14 protein-coding genes are annotated in these 16,432 nt (G+C 61.1%); all 14 read left to right on the top strand.

Annotated features, from left to right (window positions below; genetic code table 11):
* The first annotated feature begins 79 nt into the window (after positions 1 to 79).
* The 14 genes from A8O26_RS03670 (at position 80) to A8O26_RS03605 (ending at position 16,426) form a co-directional block, all read left to right on the top strand.
* Positions 80 to 847: a class I SAM-dependent methyltransferase gene (locus tag A8O26_RS03670; RefSeq protein WP_064116813.1), complete on the top strand. Its 768-nt coding sequence runs from the start codon at positions 80 to 82 to the stop codon at positions 845 to 847.
* Between the two features lie 68 nt (positions 848 to 915).
* Positions 916 to 1,998, top strand: coding sequence for a 3-isopropylmalate dehydrogenase (leuB, locus tag A8O26_RS03665; RefSeq protein WP_064116812.1), 1,083 nt, complete (start codon positions 916 to 918; stop codon positions 1,996 to 1,998).
* A gap of 66 nt (positions 1,999 to 2,064) precedes the next feature.
* Positions 2,065 to 3,177 carry an aspartate-semialdehyde dehydrogenase gene (gene asd / locus A8O26_RS03660; protein ID WP_064116811.1) on the top strand — a complete coding sequence of 371 codons (1,113 nt, stop codon included), beginning with the start codon at positions 2,065 to 2,067 and terminating at the stop codon, positions 3,175 to 3,177.
* 249 nt (positions 3,178 to 3,426) lie between these two features.
* Positions 3,427 to 4,437, top strand: coding sequence for an aspartate-semialdehyde dehydrogenase (locus A8O26_RS03655; protein ID WP_064116810.1), 1,011 nt, complete (start codon positions 3,427 to 3,429; stop codon positions 4,435 to 4,437).
* Positions 4,438 to 4,645: 208 nt separating this feature from the next.
* Positions 4,646 to 7,306, top strand: coding sequence for a FimV/HubP family polar landmark protein (locus tag A8O26_RS03650; protein ID WP_064116809.1), 2,661 nt, complete (start codon positions 4,646 to 4,648; stop codon positions 7,304 to 7,306).
* A 270-nt stretch (positions 7,307 to 7,576) separates the two neighbouring features.
* On the top strand, positions 7,577 to 8,401 hold the full coding sequence (truA, locus tag A8O26_RS03645) for a tRNA pseudouridine(38-40) synthase TruA (protein ID WP_064116808.1): 825 nt from the start codon (positions 7,577 to 7,579) through the stop codon (positions 8,399 to 8,401).
* Between the two features lie 65 nt (positions 8,402 to 8,466).
* A complete protein-coding gene (locus A8O26_RS03640) occupies positions 8,467 to 9,093 on the top strand; it encodes a phosphoribosylanthranilate isomerase (protein WP_064116807.1) in 627 nt (208 codons plus the stop codon).
* Between the two features lie 204 nt (positions 9,094 to 9,297).
* Positions 9,298 to 10,218 (top strand): acetyl-CoA carboxylase, carboxyltransferase subunit beta, encoded by a 921-nt coding sequence (gene accD / locus A8O26_RS03635; RefSeq protein ID WP_007913458.1) that lies wholly within the window; start codon positions 9,298 to 9,300, stop codon positions 10,216 to 10,218.
* Positions 10,215 to 11,522 (top strand): bifunctional tetrahydrofolate synthase/dihydrofolate synthase, encoded by a 1,308-nt coding sequence (gene folC, locus A8O26_RS03630; RefSeq protein ID WP_064116806.1) that lies wholly within the window; start codon positions 10,215 to 10,217, stop codon positions 11,520 to 11,522. The genes accD and folC overlap by 4 nt, the downstream gene beginning before the upstream one ends.
* Positions 11,506 to 12,162: an SPOR domain-containing protein gene (locus A8O26_RS03625; protein WP_064116805.1), complete on the top strand. Its 657-nt coding sequence runs from the start codon at positions 11,506 to 11,508 to the stop codon at positions 12,160 to 12,162. Before folC ends, A8O26_RS03625 begins: the two co-directional genes overlap by 17 nt.
* A gap of 98 nt (positions 12,163 to 12,260) precedes the next feature.
* A complete protein-coding gene (locus tag A8O26_RS03620) occupies positions 12,261 to 12,821 on the top strand; it encodes a CvpA family protein (RefSeq protein ID WP_007913461.1) in 561 nt (186 codons plus the stop codon).
* A gap of 41 nt (positions 12,822 to 12,862) precedes the next feature.
* Positions 12,863 to 14,368: an amidophosphoribosyltransferase gene (gene purF, locus A8O26_RS03615; RefSeq protein WP_007956466.1), complete on the top strand. Its 1,506-nt coding sequence runs from the start codon at positions 12,863 to 12,865 to the stop codon at positions 14,366 to 14,368.
* Positions 14,369 to 14,441: 73 nt separating this feature from the next.
* Entirely contained in the window at positions 14,442 to 15,653 is a 1,212-nt protein-coding gene (locus A8O26_RS03610) for an O-succinylhomoserine sulfhydrylase (RefSeq protein WP_064116804.1), read from the top strand.
* On the top strand, positions 15,650 to 16,426 hold the full coding sequence (locus A8O26_RS03605) for an SDR family oxidoreductase (RefSeq protein ID WP_064116803.1): 777 nt from the start codon (positions 15,650 to 15,652) through the stop codon (positions 16,424 to 16,426). The genes A8O26_RS03610 and A8O26_RS03605 overlap by 4 nt, the downstream gene beginning before the upstream one ends.
* Positions 16,427 to 16,432 lie beyond the last annotated feature (6 nt).

Raw genomic sequence — 16,432 nt, 5'->3', positions numbered from 1 at the left:
ATTTCAAATGTGGGAGCGAGCTTGCTCGCGAATGCGGTAGTCCAGGCAATACAAGGCTAAAACCCAGAAGGAAGTCCCCATGACCAGCACCGCCCAACACACCCAGGTCGTACAAAAGCAATTCGGTGAACAGGCCGCCGCCTACCTGAGCAGCGCCGTTCACGCGCAAGGCACCGAATTCGCTCTGCTACAGGCTGAGCTGGCCGGGCAGGGCGAGGCTCGCGTGCTGGACTTGGGTTGCGGCGCCGGTCACGTCAGTTTCCACGTCGCGCCGCTGGTCAAGGAAGTGGTCGCCTACGACCTGTCGCAGCAAATGCTCGACGTGGTTGCCGCCGCTGCCGTTGATCGCAACATCAGCAACATTGCCACGGTCAACGGCGCCGCCGAGCGTCTGCCGTTTGCCGATGGCGAGTTCGACTTCGTGTTCAGCCGTTATTCGGCGCACCATTGGAGCGACCTCGGTGTGGCCCTGCGCGAAGTGCGCCGGGTGCTGAAGCCGGGCGGTGTGGCAGCGTTCGTGGATGTGTTGTCACCGGGCAGTCCGTTGTTCGACACTTACCTGCAAAGCGTTGAAGTGCTGCGCGATACCAGTCACGTGCGCGATTATTCCGCCGCCGAGTGGTTGCGTCAGGTCAGTGAGGCCGGACTGCATGTGCGCAGCACCTCGCGTCAGCGTCTGCGTCTGGAATACACCAGTTGGGTTGAGCGCATGCGCACCCCCGAAGTGATGCGCGCGGCGATCCGCCAGTTGCAGCAGTCGATGGGCAACGAAGTGCGCGAATATTTTGAGATTGCAGCCGATGGTTCGTTCAGTACAGATGTGATCGTGCTGTGGGCTGAAAAGTAGATTCTGATCGATAAGCATTTTTCCCGGCGCGCCCGAAGTGGCGCACCGACTGAAGACACGAGGAAAGCATGAGCAAGCAGATTCTGATTCTCCCAGGTGATGGCATTGGTCCGGAAATCATGGCCGAAGCGGTCAAGGTGCTGGAATTGGCCAACGACAAGTACAGCCTGGGCTTCGAGCTGAGCCATGACGTGATCGGTGGCGCCGCCATCGACAAGCACGGCGTGCCGCTGGCCGACGAAACCCTCGACCGCGCCCGCGCTGCCGACGCTGTGCTGCTGGGCGCCGTCGGTGGGCCGAAATGGGACACCATCGAGCGTGACATCCGCCCCGAGCGCGGCCTGCTGAAAATCCGTGCGCAACTGGGCCTGTTCGGCAACCTGCGTCCGGCAATCCTGTACCCGCAACTGGCCGATGCTTCGAGCCTGAAGCCGGAAATCGTTGCCGGTCTGGACATCCTCATCGTCCGTGAGCTGACCGGTGGCATCTACTTCGGCGCGCCGCGCGGCACCCGCGCGCTGGAAAACGGCGAGCGTCAGTCCTACGACACGCTGCCGTACAGCGAAAGCGAAATCCGCCGCATCGCCCGCGTCGGTTTCGACATGGCCATGGTCCGTGGCAAAAAGCTCTGCTCGGTGGACAAGGCCAACGTGCTGGCGTCCAGCCAACTGTGGCGTGAAATCGTCGAAGAAGTGGCCAAAGACTATCCGGAAGTCGAACTGAGCCACATGTACGTCGACAACGCCGCCATGCAACTGGTGCGCGCGCCGAAGCAGTTCGACGTGATCGTCACCGACAATATGTTTGGCGACATCCTCTCCGACGAAGCGTCGATGCTCACCGGTTCCATCGGCATGCTGCCGTCGGCCTCGCTGGATTCGAACAACAAGGGCATGTACGAGCCTTGCCACGGTTCCGCTCCGGACATCGCTGGCAAAGGCATTGCCAACCCGTTGGCAACCATTCTGTCGGTGTCGATGATGCTGCGTTACAGCTTCAATCTGCATGACGCAGCCGATGCCATCGAAAAAGCCGTCAGCGTCGTACTCGATCAGGGGCTGCGTACCGGCGACATCTATTCGGCCGGTTGCAGCAAAGTCGGTACGCAGGAAATGGGCGACGCAGTAGTCGCCGCGCTGCGGAATCTGTAATCTCTCGGGCCCGCTGCGAAATTCAATACAAAGCAGCGGCCCACTTTTCAAGAAGGTGTAGTTGCGATGAAACGTGTAGGTCTGATCGGTTGGCGCGGGATGGTCGGTTCCGTGCTCATGCAGCGGATGCTGGAAGAGCAGGATTTCGATCTAATCGAGCCGGTGTTTTTCACCACGTCCAACGTCGGTGGCCAAGGCCCGTCCGTGGGCAAGGACATTGCTCCGCTCAAGGATGCTTACAGCATTGATGAGCTGAAGACCCTCGACGTGATTCTGACCTGCCAGGGCGGCGACTACACCAGCGAAGTGTTCCCGAAACTGCGCGAAGCCGGCTGGCAGGGTTACTGGATCGATGCGGCCTCGAGCCTGCGCATGAACGATGACGCGGTGATCATTCTCGACCCGGTCAACCGCAAGGTCATCGACCAGCAGCTCGACGCGGGCACCAAGAACTACATCGGCGGCAACTGCACCGTCAGCCTGATGCTGATGGGCCTGGGTGGTCTGTTTGAAGCCGGTCTAGTCGAGTGGATGAGCGCCATGACCTATCAGGCAGCCTCCGGTGCCGGCGCGCAGAACATGCGTGAACTGATCAAGCAAATGGGCGCGACCCACGCCGCTGTCGCCGATCAACTGGCCGATCCCGCCAGTGCGATCCTCGACATCGACCGTCGTGTGGCCGACGCCATGCGCAGCGACGCGTACCCGACCGAAAACTTCGGCGTACCGTTGGCCGGCAGCCTGATCCCGTGGATCGACAAGGAACTGCCGAACGGCCAGAGCCGCGAAGAGTGGAAAGCTCAGGCCGAGACCAACAAGATCCTCGGTCGCTTCAAGAGCCCGATTCCGGTCGACGGCATCTGCGTGCGCATTGGCGCCATGCGTTGCCACAGCCAGGCGCTGACCATCAAGCTGAACAAAGACGTGCCGATCGCCGATATCGAAGGGCTGATCAGCCAGCACAACCCGTGGGTCAAACTGGTGCCGAACCAGCGCGAAATCAGCATGCAGGAGCTGAGCCCGACCAAGGTCACCGGCACCCTGAATGTTCCGGTGGGTCGTCTGCGCAAGCTGAACATGGGGTCGCAGTTCGTCGGTGCGTTCACCGTCGGCGACCAACTGCTGTGGGGCGCGGCCGAACCGCTGCGTCGCATGCTGCGGATTTTGCTTGAGCGTTGATTGCATGAAGCAATGAAAGAGCCCGTGCCTTGAAAGAGGTGCGGGTTTTTTTATGCCTGATGGCTCTCGGTTGCCGGGTCTGGCCCCTTCGCGAGCAAGCTCGCTCCCACAGGGGAATGCATTTCAAATGTGGGAGCGAGCCTGCTCGCGAAGAGGCCGGTACTGCCGCCGCAAATCCCGGCAGAAATTGCCTGTGCGCCAGTCACCCGGTAAAGTGCCGCTCCCCCCGTTTCGCCAGAGGCTCGCACCATGACCCAGACCCTAGATATTGCCGTGATCGGCGCCACCGGTACTGTCGGCGAAACCCTCGTACAGATTCTCGAAGAGCGCGACTTTCCGGTCGGTAACCTGCACCTGCTGGCCAGCAGCGAATCCGCTGGCAGCTCGGTGCTGTTCCGCAACAAGAACGTACGCGTGCGCGAAGTCGACGAGTTCGATTTCAGCAAGGTCAAACTGGTGTTTTTCGCCGCTGGCCCGGCCATCACCCTGAGCTACGTCGCGCGCGTCCATGCCGCCGGTTGCTCGCTGATCGACCTGTCCGGCGCGCTGCCGGCCGATCAGGCGCCACAAATCGTCCCTGAGGCCAACGCCAGCAAACTCGAAGGTTTGAAGGCACCGTTCCAGGTCAGCAGCCCAAGCCCGTCGGCCACTTCACTGGCCGTGGTGCTGGCGCCGCTGCTTGATCTGCTCGACCTGCAAGCGGTGCATGTCACCGCCAATCTGGCCGTTTCCGCCCAAGGTCGCGAAGCCGTCACCGAACTCGCGCGGCAGACCGCCGAGTTGCTCAACATGCGCCCATTGGAGCCAACCTTCTTCGATCGGCAAATGGCCTTCAACCTGCTGGCCCAGGTCGGGACGCCCGACGCGCAGGGCCATACGCTGCTGGAAAAACGCCTGGTGCGCGAGTTGCGCCAGGTGCTGGCGCTGCCTTTATTAAAGATTTCCGCAACTTGCGTTCAAGCCCCGGTGTTTTTTGGCGATAGCTTTAGCGTGGCCTTGCAGTCAACGCAGGCCGTCGACCTGGTCAAGGTCAACGCCGCACTCGAAGATGCGCCGGGTATTGAACTGGTCGAGGCCGGTGATTACCCGACTGCAGTCGGTGACGCGGTAGGGCAGGATGTTGTCTATGTCGGTCGCGTGCGCAGCGGTGTCGACGACCCGGCGGAACTTAATCTGTGGCTGACGTCAGATAACGTACGCAAAGGCGCGGCCCTTAACGCTGTGCAGGTGGCTGAATTGTTGATAAAAGACCTGCTGTAAAAGATACTTGGCAACAATTTGTCGACTGATTCTAGGTGAGCGCTATGCTTGCCCAGATTGCTTGATAACGTGTCACCCTCCGGGACTTTCCGGGGCATCAAAGAAATGATCGCGCGCGACATCTGTCGTCGTCGCGCGCAATGCCTTACGGCAGCGGTATTCAACATCTTCTCGCTGGCCGAGGAACGTTCAAACAAAGGATGAGGCTATGGTTCAAGTTCGCAAACTGGTGTTAGCAATAGCGGCCGCCTCGGCGCTGTCCTCCGGTATGGCGCATGCCCTCGGGCTCGGGGAGCTGACCCTGAAGTCGACCCTGAACCAGCCGCTGGTGGCTGAAATCGAGCTGCTCGACGTCAAGGATCTCACCGCTGCCGAAGTGGTGCCGAGCCTGGCTTCACCCGAAGATTTCGCCAAGGCCGGCGTTGATCGCCAGGCCTTCCTCAACGATCTGACATTTACCCCGGTGCTCAACGCCAGCGGCAAAAGCGTGCTGCGCGTGACGTCGAGCAAGCCGCTGTCGGAGCCGATGGTTAAATTTCTCGTGCAGGTGATGTGGCCGAACGGCCGTCTGCTGCGTGATTACAGCGTGCTGCTCGATCCGTCGAAGTTCTCGCCACAGACCGCTGACGCCGCCGCCCAACCGGCGCCGTCGCAGACCATCGCCGCGCCGACCACTGGCGCCACGCACCCGACGCAATACACCACCACGCCGCGCGATACCCTGTGGGAAATCGCCGCGAAGGCGCGTACCGGCGGTTCGGTGCAGCAGACCATGCTGGCCATTCAAGCCTTGAACCCGGATGCGTTCATCGGCGGCAACATCAACCGCCTGAAAACCGGCCAGGTGCTGCGTCTGCCGGATGCGGTGCAAAGCACGGCGTTGCAGCAATCGAAAGCGATTGCCGAAGTGGCAGCGCAAAACGAAGCCTGGCGTCAGGGCCGTCGTTATGTGGCCAAGCCGGGCACCGGTCAGCAGCAACTCGATGCGACCAACCGTGGCCGCGGTAATACCGGTACTGCGCAGAACGCTCAGGACAATCTGAGCCTGGTCTCCGCCGAAAGCGCCAAGGCGCGCGGCAAAGGCCCGGCCGGCGACGCCAAAGCCTTGAGCAACAAGCTGGCGGTGACTCAGGAAAGCCTCGACACGACCCGTCGTGATAACGAGGAACTGAAAAGCCGCATGTCCGATCTGCAAAGCCAGTTGGACAAGCTGCAGAAATTGATCGAGCTGAAGAACAATCAACTGGCGAAGATGCAGGCCGAAGGGTCGGGCGCTGCGCCGGCGGCAAACGCCGCCGCACCGGTGGTGCCAGCGATCACTGCTGAATTGGCCGCCACACCGCCGGCCACTCCGGCAGAAGCCGCCACCACTTCGCCGACGCCGGAATCGGCTATTGCGCCACCTGCCGAGACACCGGTTGAGCCCGTGGTCGAGCCGGTTGTCGAGACCAAACCGGCCGCCGATGATGAAAAAACCTTCAACGAACTGCTGACCAATCCGATCCTGCTGGGGCTGGTCGGCGGTGGCGCTGTGGTGCTGCTGCTCCTGTTGTTGCTGTTGGCGCGTCGCCGCAAAGCGCAGCAAGAGGCCGAGAAACACATGCGCATGGCTCGTGCGCTGTCGGAGGAGCAAGAGTTCTCCGCTGAACAGGATCTGCCGGAAAGCAGCTTCGAAGGCCTGGAAACGCCGGCGGCGAGCGTCAAGCTCAACACCCCGGCGCCAGCCCCTGCGCCGGTCGTGGCTCCGGTAGTGGCGCCGATCGTGATGGCAGAGCCGATTGCCGCGCCGCTGGTGGCGCCGGCCGCCGAGCGTTCCGACGACGTCCTCGACAAGGCTCAGTCGCACATCAATGCCGGTCGCCTGAATCAGGCTGCCGCGCTGCTGGAAGAGGGCGTCAGCCTTGAGCCGCAGCGCAGTGATCTGCGTCTGAAATTGATGGAAGTCTACGGTCAGCAGGGCGACCGCGATGCATTCGTCGGCCAGGAGCGTCAGTTGGTCGCCAATGGTGACAACTTCGCCAAGGTCGAAGAACTCAAGAGCCGCTTCCCGGCCATGGCCGTCGTCGCTGCCGCTGGTTTGGCTGCAGCCGCTGTCGCTGCCGAACTGGACGCGCAGTACGTCAAGGATCTGTTGCTGGATGAACCTGAAGCACCGGCGCCGGCGCCAGTGGAAGATGATCTGGACAGCGCGTTTGACCTGAGCCTGGACGATCTCGACAACATCACGCCGGTCGAGCCTGCGCCGGTTGTTGAGCCTGAAGCGCCGATCGAACTGGACGAATTCCCGTCGGACGACGATCTGAGCTTCGAATCGGTGCTGCAACAGCAGACCGAGATCAAAGAGAACCTCGACGATCTGTCGGACTTCGACCTGGATCTGGACCTCGGTGCCGAGCCGGCGCCAGCGGTGGATCTGGCCGACGACGACTTCCTGCTGGATCTGGACGAAGGCGTGAAGGATCTGCCGCCGGTCGAGCCGCCGGTGGTGCCTGACGTGCCACAGGATGATCTGGAGCTGCCAGCCGATTTTGATCTGTCGCTGGCCGATGAAATGGACAGCAATCCGGCTGCCGAACCGGATGCCTTCGCGACAGAGCTGGATGACGTCAACGCCGAGCTGGATCGTCTGTCGCAAAGCATTAGCGAGCCGACCTTCACCGAAGCCGATGCAATGAAGGCTGATGATCTTGGCGAAGATGATTTCGACTTCCTCGCCGGCACCGATGAGGCGGCGACCAAGCTCGATCTGGCTCAGGCCTACATCGACATGGGCGACAACGACGGTGCGCGCGACATCCTCAACGAAGTGTTGACCGAGGGTGACGAGAAGCAGCGTGGTGAGGCCAAGGACATGCTCTCGAGCCTGTAGTCATTTCAGCAGTAAACGAAAACGGCAGCCCGGTGAGGCTGCCGTTTTTGTTTTGGGCGGATCCAGTGGTGTCTGATCCATCGCTTTCGCGAGCAGGCTCACTCCCACCTTTTGAAATGCATTCCCCTGTGGGAACGATCCTGCTCGCGAAGAGGGCGGCACTGCTGATAGAGAACTCTGGTATCCCCGGTCTACAGCCTTATAATGCCCGCCTTTGCACAAACAGCAGGCTGTCCCACCTTGGCAAACATAGAAAACCCGGTCGCTGAAATGGCCCCCGACGGCTTTTACCGCGTGGCACTGGGCGTTGAGTACAAAGGCTCGCGCTACAGCGGCTGGCAGCGTCAGTTGACGGGTGTGAAGACGGTGCAGGAAGAGCTCGAAAAAGCTTTGTCGAAAGTCGCCAACTCGCCGGTTTCACTACAGTGCGCCGGCCGCACCGACGCCGGCGTGCATGCCTGCGGACAGGTGGTGCATTTCGATACTCAGGTTGATCGTTCGCTGAAAGCCTGGGTCATGGGCGCCAACATCAATCTGCCGCATGACATCAGTGTCAGTTGGGCGCGGGTGATGCCGGCGCATTTCCACGCGCGATTCAAAGCCATCGCCCGGCGTTATCGCTACGTGATCTACAACGATCAGATTCGCCCGGCGCAACTCAACGAAGAAATCACCTGGAACCACCGTCCGCTCGACGTCGAGAGCATGGCCGAGGCCGCGCAATACTTGATCGGTACCCACGATTTCAGCGCGTTCCGCGCCGGCCAGTGCCAGGCCAAGTCGCCGATCAAGAAGATGCACCACCTGCGCGTGACCCGTCACGGCAAGATGATCGTGCTCGACATTCGCGCCAATGCCTTCCTGCATCACATGGTGCGCAATATCGCTGGTGTGTTGATGACCATTGGTGCCGGCGAGCGTCCGGTCGAGTGGATGAAGGAAGTCCTCGAAAGCCGTGAGCGCCGTTCCGGTGGGGTGACCGCGCATCCGTACGGCTTGTATCTGGTGCAGGTCGAGTACCACGACGAATTCCCGTTGCCCGAACGTTTTATCGGGCCACATTTCCTTACGGGTTTCTCCGAACTTGACGGCTGACGCCCTCGAACGCTTTTGTTACCATCCGGGACTTTCCCGGATTTTACCTTGGAGTTTTTCTCGACATGTCAGCCGTTCGCAGCAAGATCTGCGGGATTACCCGCATAGAAGATGCGCTGGCAGCCGTCGAAGCCGGGGCGGATGCGATCGGTTTCGTGTTTTACGCCAAGAGCCCGCGTGCGGTGACCGTGCAACAGGCGCGGGCGATCATCAAGGCGTTGCCACCGTTCGTGACCACCGTGGGTTTGTTCGTCAATGCCAGTCGCTGCGAATTGGGCGAAATCCTCGATGCCGTGCCGCTGGATCTGTTGCAGTTCCATGGTGATGAAGTCGCTGAAGACTGTGAAGGCTGGCATCGGCCGTATATCAAGGCGCTGCGGGTCAAGGCCGGCGATGACATCGCGGCGGCTGTCGATGCCTACCCGAGTGCCAGTGGCGTGCTGCTCGACACTTATGTCGAAGGCGTGCCCGGCGGAACCGGCGAGGCCTTCGACTGGTCATTGATTCCGCAGGGTTTGAGCAAGCCGTTGATTCTGGCGGGTGGGTTGACCCCGCAGAACGTTGCAGACGCCGTGGCGCGGGTAAAACCCTACGCGGTAGACGTCAGCGGTGGGGTAGAGGCGAGTAAAGGCATCAAGGATCACGCAAAGGTTCGCGCGTTTATCAACGCGGTACGCAAAGCGCCATATTGATGTGACGGCTGGCAGTCTGCCGCCGTCCATCAATGCACTTGCATAAAGCAGGCGAGGCTGAGGGTTTATGGAATGCACGCAGGTCATGTTTCGCGCTGACCGTGGCAGTCCCGCAACCATCGCCACACACATGAATTTAGCTGAAGGGCATACGCGGGGCTGCGAACCAGAGCGTTCGGGCCGCCGGTACTGGAGATAGAAAGCATGAGCAACTGGTTGGTAGACAAACTGATCCCTTCGATCATGCGTTCCGAGGTCAAGAAGAGCTCGGTGCCTGAAGGTCTGTGGCACAAATGCCCGTCTTGCGAGGCTGTGCTGTATCGTCCGGAGCTGGAAAAGACCCTGGACGTTTGCCCTAAATGCAACCACCACATGCGCATCGGCGCACGTGCGCGCATCGACATCTTCCTCGATGCCGAAGGTCGCAACGAACTGGGCGCCGATCTGGAGCCGGTTGACCGTCTGAAATTCCGCGACGGCAAGAAGTACAAGGATCGCCTGACCGCTGCACAGAAGCAGACCGGCGAGAAAGACGCGCTGATCTCCGTCAGCGGTACGTTGCTGGGCATGCCAGTGGTGGTTTCGGCCTTTGAATTTGCTTTCATGGGCGGTTCCATGGGCGCCATCGTCGGTGAGCGCTTCGTCCGCGCGGCCAACTACGCGCTGGAAAACCGTTGCCCGATGATCTGCTTCGCCGCCTCCGGTGGTGCGCGCATGCAGGAAGCGTTGATCTCGCTGATGCAGATGGCCAAGACCTCGGCGGTGTTGGCGCGTCTGCGTGAGGAAGGCATTCCGTTCATCTCCGTGCTGACCGACCCGGTCTACGGCGGTGTTTCGGCGAGTCTGGCGATGCTCGGCGACGTGATCGTCGGTGAGCCGAAAGCCCTGATCGGCTTTGCCGGCCCGCGCGTTATCGAACAAACCGTGCGTGAAAAACTGCCGGAAGGCTTCCAGCGCAGTGAGTTCCTGCTGGAGCACGGTGCAATCGACATGATCATCCATCGTCAGGAACTGCGCCCGCGTCTGGGCAACCTGCTGGCACAAATGACTGGCAAGCCGACGCCGAAATTCGTCGCCGCGCCAATCGAGCCGATCGTGGTTCCACCGGTCCCTGCTGGCCTATGACCGAGCGCACCCTTGGCGAATGGCTCGCCTACCTTGAGCAGTTGCATCCGTCGGCCATCGACATGGGCCTGGAGCGTTCACAACAGGTAGCGTCCCGCATGGGGCTGGGCCAGCCGGCGCCTCGGGTGATCACGGTCACCGGCACCAACGGTAAAGGTTCGACTTGCGCATTCGTGGCTTCATTGCTGCGCGCGCAGGGCCTTAACGTCGGTGTCTATAATTCTCCGCACCTGCTGCGTTACAACGAGCGGGTGCAGCTCAATGGCCTCGAAGCCACTGACGCGCAGCTGTGCCAGGCCTTCTCGGCGGTCGAGGTCGGGCGCGGCGACACTTCCCTGACTTACTTCGAAATGGGCACCCTCGCGGCGTTCTGGCTGTTCCAGCAGGCCAAACTCGACGCAGTGGTGCTTGAAGTCGGGCTGGGCGGGCGTCTGGACACGGTCAACGTGGTCGATGCCGACATCGCACTGGTTACCAGTATTGGCGTCGATCACGCTGATTATCTGGGCGATACCCGCGAATCGGTGGCTTTCGAGAAAGCCGGAATCTTCCGTCAGGGCAAACCGGCCTTGTGCGGTGATCTGAATCCTCCGCAACCGTTGCTCGACAAGGCGCGTGAGCTGGCGTGCCCATTCTTTCTGCGTGGACGCGATTTCGATCTCGGCATCACTGATCAGCACTGGCAATGGCGCGGCACCGATGCGCAGGGGCGGGCGGTCGAGTTGCGTGATTTGCCGCTGCTGGATCTGCCGATGGAAAACGCCGCGCTGGCATTGCAGGCGTATCTGCTGCTCGGGTTGCCGTGGAACGCTCAGCAGATCGTCGCGGCGATGCAGTCGACTCGCGTAGTGGGGCGTCTGGATCGTCGTTCGTTCGACTGGAACGGCAAGCGCCTGAATCTGTTGCTGGATGTGGGCCACAATCCGCACGCCGCCGAGTATCTGGCCCGTCGTCTGGCCGCGCAGCCACCGGTCGGCAAGCGTCTGGCGGTATTTGGCCTGCTGGCGGACAAGGATCTGGATGGTGTTGTCGGCGAATTGAATGCTAGTGTCGAGCACTGGGCTGTGGCGCCGCTGGATTCTCCGCGCGCACGGCCAGTAGCTGAATTGCACGCGGCATTACAGAACCTTGGCGCGTCGGTCACGTCTTACGACAGTGTCGCCGCCGCGTTGGAAGGGCAGTGTGCCGTGGCCACCAGTGACGACGAGATTCTGTTGTTCGGATCATTTTATTGTGTCGCCGAGGCCCTTGAATGGCTGGCCCGGCGCTCCACGGAGGAAGCGGCAAATGGCTTTGCTGGATAAAGCGTACAAGCAGCGCATGGTTGGCGCTTTGGTGCTGGTTGCGCTGGCGGTGATTTTCCTGCCGATGCTGTTTTCCCGTCAGGATGAGCAGCGTCAGGTGACTGTCGAAGCTCCGGCGGCGCCACAGGCGCCCGTTGTGCCGCAGGTGCAAATGGAAACGGTGGCCGTGCCTGAGCCGCAAGCCTTGCCGCAAGAGCCAGTGCCGACGGATGAAGAAGTCGCCGAAGACACGGCGCCTGCTGCGCCGGTGGCGCCAGCACCTGCGCCGACGGCTCCGATCATGATCACCAAGCCTGCTGCGCCGCCCGCGGTGGCCAAGTCGATTCCGGCGCCTGCCCAGCCTATCGCTGCGGCATCGAGCAAACCCGACACCACGCCAAGCCGCGTCGATGCCAACGGCCTGTCGGTGAGTTGGTCGGTGCAACTGGCCAGTCTGTCGAGTCGTGCCAGCGCCGAAAGCCTGCAGAAAACCCTGCGCAGCCAGGGCTACAACGCCTACATTCGTTCGGCCGATGGCAAGAATCGGGTGTTTGTCGGCCCGCTGATCGAGCGTGCCGAGGCCGATCGTCTGCGTGATCTGTTGGGTCGTCAGCAGAACCTCAAGGGTTTTGTCGTGCGTTTCCAGCCTGAGCGCGGCTAGAAACTATCACCTCGATTGAAATGCACTGACAATCGCAGCTTACCGAGAGGCATGCGCTCTGCTAAAATGCGCCGCCTTATCCGTCTGTAGGCTGCACTGTGCCATTTACCTGGGTTGACTGGGCGATCGTTGCAATCATCGCCATCTCCGCTTTGATCAGTTTGAGCCGCGGCTTCGTCAAGGAAGCATTATCGCTGGTGACCTGGATCATCGCAGGAGTCGTCGCCTGGATGTTCGGTGGCTCATTGTCCGAGTACCTCGCCGGATACATCGAAACCCCATCGGCTCGCGTGATCGCGGGCTGTGCCATCATGTTTGTCGCCACACTGATCGTGGGCGCAATGATCAATTATCTTATCGGCGAGTTGGTTCGCGTCACCGGGTTGTCCGGGACCGATCGATTCCTCGGCATGGCCTTCGGCGCTGCGCGTGGCGTGTTGCTGGTGGTCGTGGCGGTCGGGCTGTTGAGTCTGGGGCCGGTACAGCAGGACGGGTGGTGGAAAGAATCACAGCTCGTGCCAAAGTTTCTATTGGTCGCCGACTGGTCCAAAAACCTGATTCTCGGGTGGAGCAGTCAGTGGCTTGCCAGCGGAATCAGCGTACCCGCTGATATTCCGTTCAAGGAGCAACTCTTGCCGTCGGCGAAAACGCCTCAGTGAGTGTTGTTCAGTTCAGATCCATTAAGTAGGGGTTGCGTCGCATGTGTGGCATCGTCGGTATCGTCGGTAAGTCGAACGTCAATCAGGCGCTGTATGACGCGCTAACCGTGCTCCAGCACCGCGGCCAGGACGCTGCCGGTATCGTCACCAGCCATGATGGCCGGTTGTTCCTGCGCAAGGACAATGGCCTGGTGCGTGACGTGTTTCAACAGCGTCACATGCAGCGTCTGGTCGGCCACATGGGTATCGGCCACGTTCGTTACCCGACCGCGGGCAGCTCGACTTCGGCCGAAGCCCAACCGTTTTACGTCAACTCGCCTTACGGCATCACTCTGGCGCACAACGGTAACCTGACCAACGTTGAACAGTTGGCCAAAGAGATCTACGAATCCGATCTGCGTCACGTCAACACCAGTTCCGACTCGGAAGTGCTGCTCAACGTGTTCGCTCACGAGCTGGCCCAGCGCGGCAAGCTGCAGCCGACCGAAGAAGACGTATTTGCCGCGGTGACCGACGTGCACAACCGTTGTGTCGGCGGTTACGCCGTGGTGGCGATGGTTACCGGTTATGGCATCGTCGGTTTCCGTGACCCGCACGGCATCCGTCCAATCGTGTTCGGCCAGCGTCATACTGACGAAGGCGTCGAGTACATGATCGCCTCGGAAAGCGTTTCGCTGGACGTGCTTGGTTTCACCCTGATTCGCGACCTGGCTCCGGGCGAAGCGGTCTACATCACTGAAGACGGCAAGCTGCACACCCGTCAGTGCGCGACCAACCCGTCCCTGACCCCGTGCATTTTCGAACACGTCTACCTGGCGCGTCCGGATTCGATCATCGACGGCGTGTCGGTCTACAAAGCCCGTCTGCGCATGGGTGAGAAACTCGCCGAGAAGATCCTGCGCGAGCGTCCAGAGCACGACATCGACGTGGTTATCCCGATTCCGGACACCAGCCGTACCGCGGCACTGGAACTGGCCAATCACCTGGGCGTGAAATTCCGCGAAGGTTTCGTCAAGAACCGTTACATCGGCCGTACCTTCATCATGCCGGGCCAGGCGGCGCGCAAGAAATCGGTACGCCAGAAGCTCAACGCCATCGAGCTGGAATTCCGCGGCAAGAACGTGATGCTGGTCGACGACTCGATCGTGCGCGGCACCACCTGCAAGCAGATCATCCAGATGGCCCGCGAAGCCGGCGCGAAAAACGTCTACTTCTGCTCGGCGGCTCCGGCGGTTCGCTTCCCGAACGTCTACGGCATCGACATGCCGAGCGCGCACGAACTGATCGCGCACAATCGTTCGACTCAGGACGTGGCGGATCTGATCGGCGCTGACTGGCTGATCTATCAGGACCTGCCTGACTTGATCGAAGCGGTCGGTGGCGGCAAGATCAAGATCGAGAACTTCGATTGCGCAGTGTTTGACGGCAAGTACGTTACCGGCGACGTTGACGAGGCTTACCTGAACAAGATCGAGCAGGCACGCAACGATGCCTCGAAGGTCAAGACCCAGGCGGTCAGTGCGATCATCGATCTGTACAACAACTGAGTTTCTACCGGCCCTGAGGGGCCGGTTTTGTATCTGACTTTCAATTTTCGTGAACAGGGCAAGGAGTGACAGCATGAGTCAGGAATGGGATGCCGGTCGGCTGGACAGCGACCTCGAAGGCGTAGCGTTCGATACCCTGGCCGTACGTGCCGGTCAGCATCGTACGCCGGAAGGCGAACACGGTGATCCGATGTTCTTCACCTCCAGCTACGTGTTCCGCACCGCCGCCGACGCGGCCGCACGGTTTGCCGGCGAAGTGCCGGGCAACGTTTACTCGCGCTACACCAACCCGACCGTGCGCGCGTTCGAAGAGCGCATTGCCGCACTGGAAAGCGCCGAGCAAGCCGTTGCGACTGCCACTGGCATGGCTGCGATCATGGCCGTGGTGATGAGCTTGTGCAGTGCCGGCGATCATGTGCTGGTTTCGCGCAGCGTATTCGGCTCGACCATCAGTCTGTTCGAAAAGTACTTCAAGCGTTTCGGTGTGGAAGTCGATTACGTGCCGCTGGCCGACCTTTCGGGTTGGGATGCGGCGATCAAGTCGAACACCAGGCTGCTGTTCGTCGAGTCGCCATCCAATCCATTGGCTGAGCTGGTCGACATCACCGCACTGGCGGAAATCGCCCACGCCAAAGGCGCGATGCTGGTAGTCGACAACTGCTTCTGCACGCCAGCGCTGCAGCAGCCATTGAAAATGGGCGCAGACATCGTCGTGCACTCGGCGACCAAGTTCATCGACGGCCAGGGTCGTTGCATGGGCGGTGTGGTGGCCGGTCGCAGTGAGCAGATGAAAGAGATCGTCGGCTTCCTGCGCACGGCCGGGCCGACCTTGAGCCCGTTCAACGCGTGGATCTTCCTCAAAGGTCTGGAAACCCTGAACCTGCGAATGAAGGCACACTGCGCGAATGCTCAGGAACTGGCCGAATGGCTGGAGCAGCAGGACGGCATCGAGAAGGTGCATTACGCCGGTCTGAAGAGCCATCCGCAGCACGAACTGGCCCAGCGTCAGCAGAAGGGCTTCGGCGCGGTCGTAAGTTTCGAGGTCAAGGGTGGCAAAGAGGGGGCGTGGCGCTTTATCGATGCGACGCGACTGATTTCGATCACCGCCAACCTCGGCGACAGCAAGACCACGATCACCCACCCGAGCACCACTTCTCATGGCCGTCTGGCGCCGCAGGAGCGTGAAGCGGCGGGTATTCGTGACAGCCTGATCCGCATCGCGGTCGGTCTGGAAGACGTCGCTGACCTGCAAGCCGATCTGGCGCGCGGTCTGGCAGCGTTGTGATCGAGTTGTCGGCACCGACAGCAGGTACCCATGGCCGCGTTGCGCTGGTCACGGGTGCTGCGCGGGGCATCGGTCTGGGGATTGCAGCGTGGCTGATCAGCGAAGGCTGGCAAGTGGTGCTGACCGATCTGGACCGTGTGCGCGGTTCGAAAGTGGCGAAGGTGTTGGGCGAGCACGCTTGGTTCATTGCCATGGATGTTGCCGATGAGGGGCAGGTCGCGCTCGGCGTTGCCGAAGTGCTGGGGCAGTTTGGTCGCCTTGATGCGCTGGTCTGCAACGCGGCGGTCGCCGATCCGCACAACATCACTCTGGAAAGCCTCGATCTGGCTTACTGGAATCGCGTGCTGGCGGTAAATCTCAGTGGGCCGATGCTGTTGGCCAAGCATTGCGCGCCGTACCTGCGCGCGCACAACGGTTCGATCGTCAATCTGGCTTCGACCCGGGCGCGGCAGTCGGAGGCAGACTCCGAGGCGTATGCGGCGAGCAAGGGCGGCTTGTTGGCGCTGACGCATGCGTTGGCGATCAGCCTGGGGCCGGAGATTCGCGTCAACGCCGTCAGTCCGGGCTGGATTGATGCGCGCGATCCTTCTGCGCGCCGAGCAGAGCCGCTCGCCGATGCCGATCATGCTCAGCATCCGGCGGGCAGGGTAGGGACGGTCGAAGATGTCGCGGCCATGGTTGCGTGGTTGCTGTCGAGGAATGCCGGGTTTGTTACCGGGCAGGAGTTCGTCGTCGATGGCGGTATGACGAAAAAGATGATCTATAGCGAGTAGATCGCC

This window comes from Pseudomonas fluorescens, assembly GCF_001648775.1.
GTDB lineage: Bacteria > Pseudomonadota > Gammaproteobacteria > Pseudomonadales > Pseudomonadaceae > Aquipseudomonas > Aquipseudomonas fluorescens_M.
Note: the sequence above shows the minus strand (reverse complement) of the source record. Positions and strands in the feature narration are given on the sequence as shown.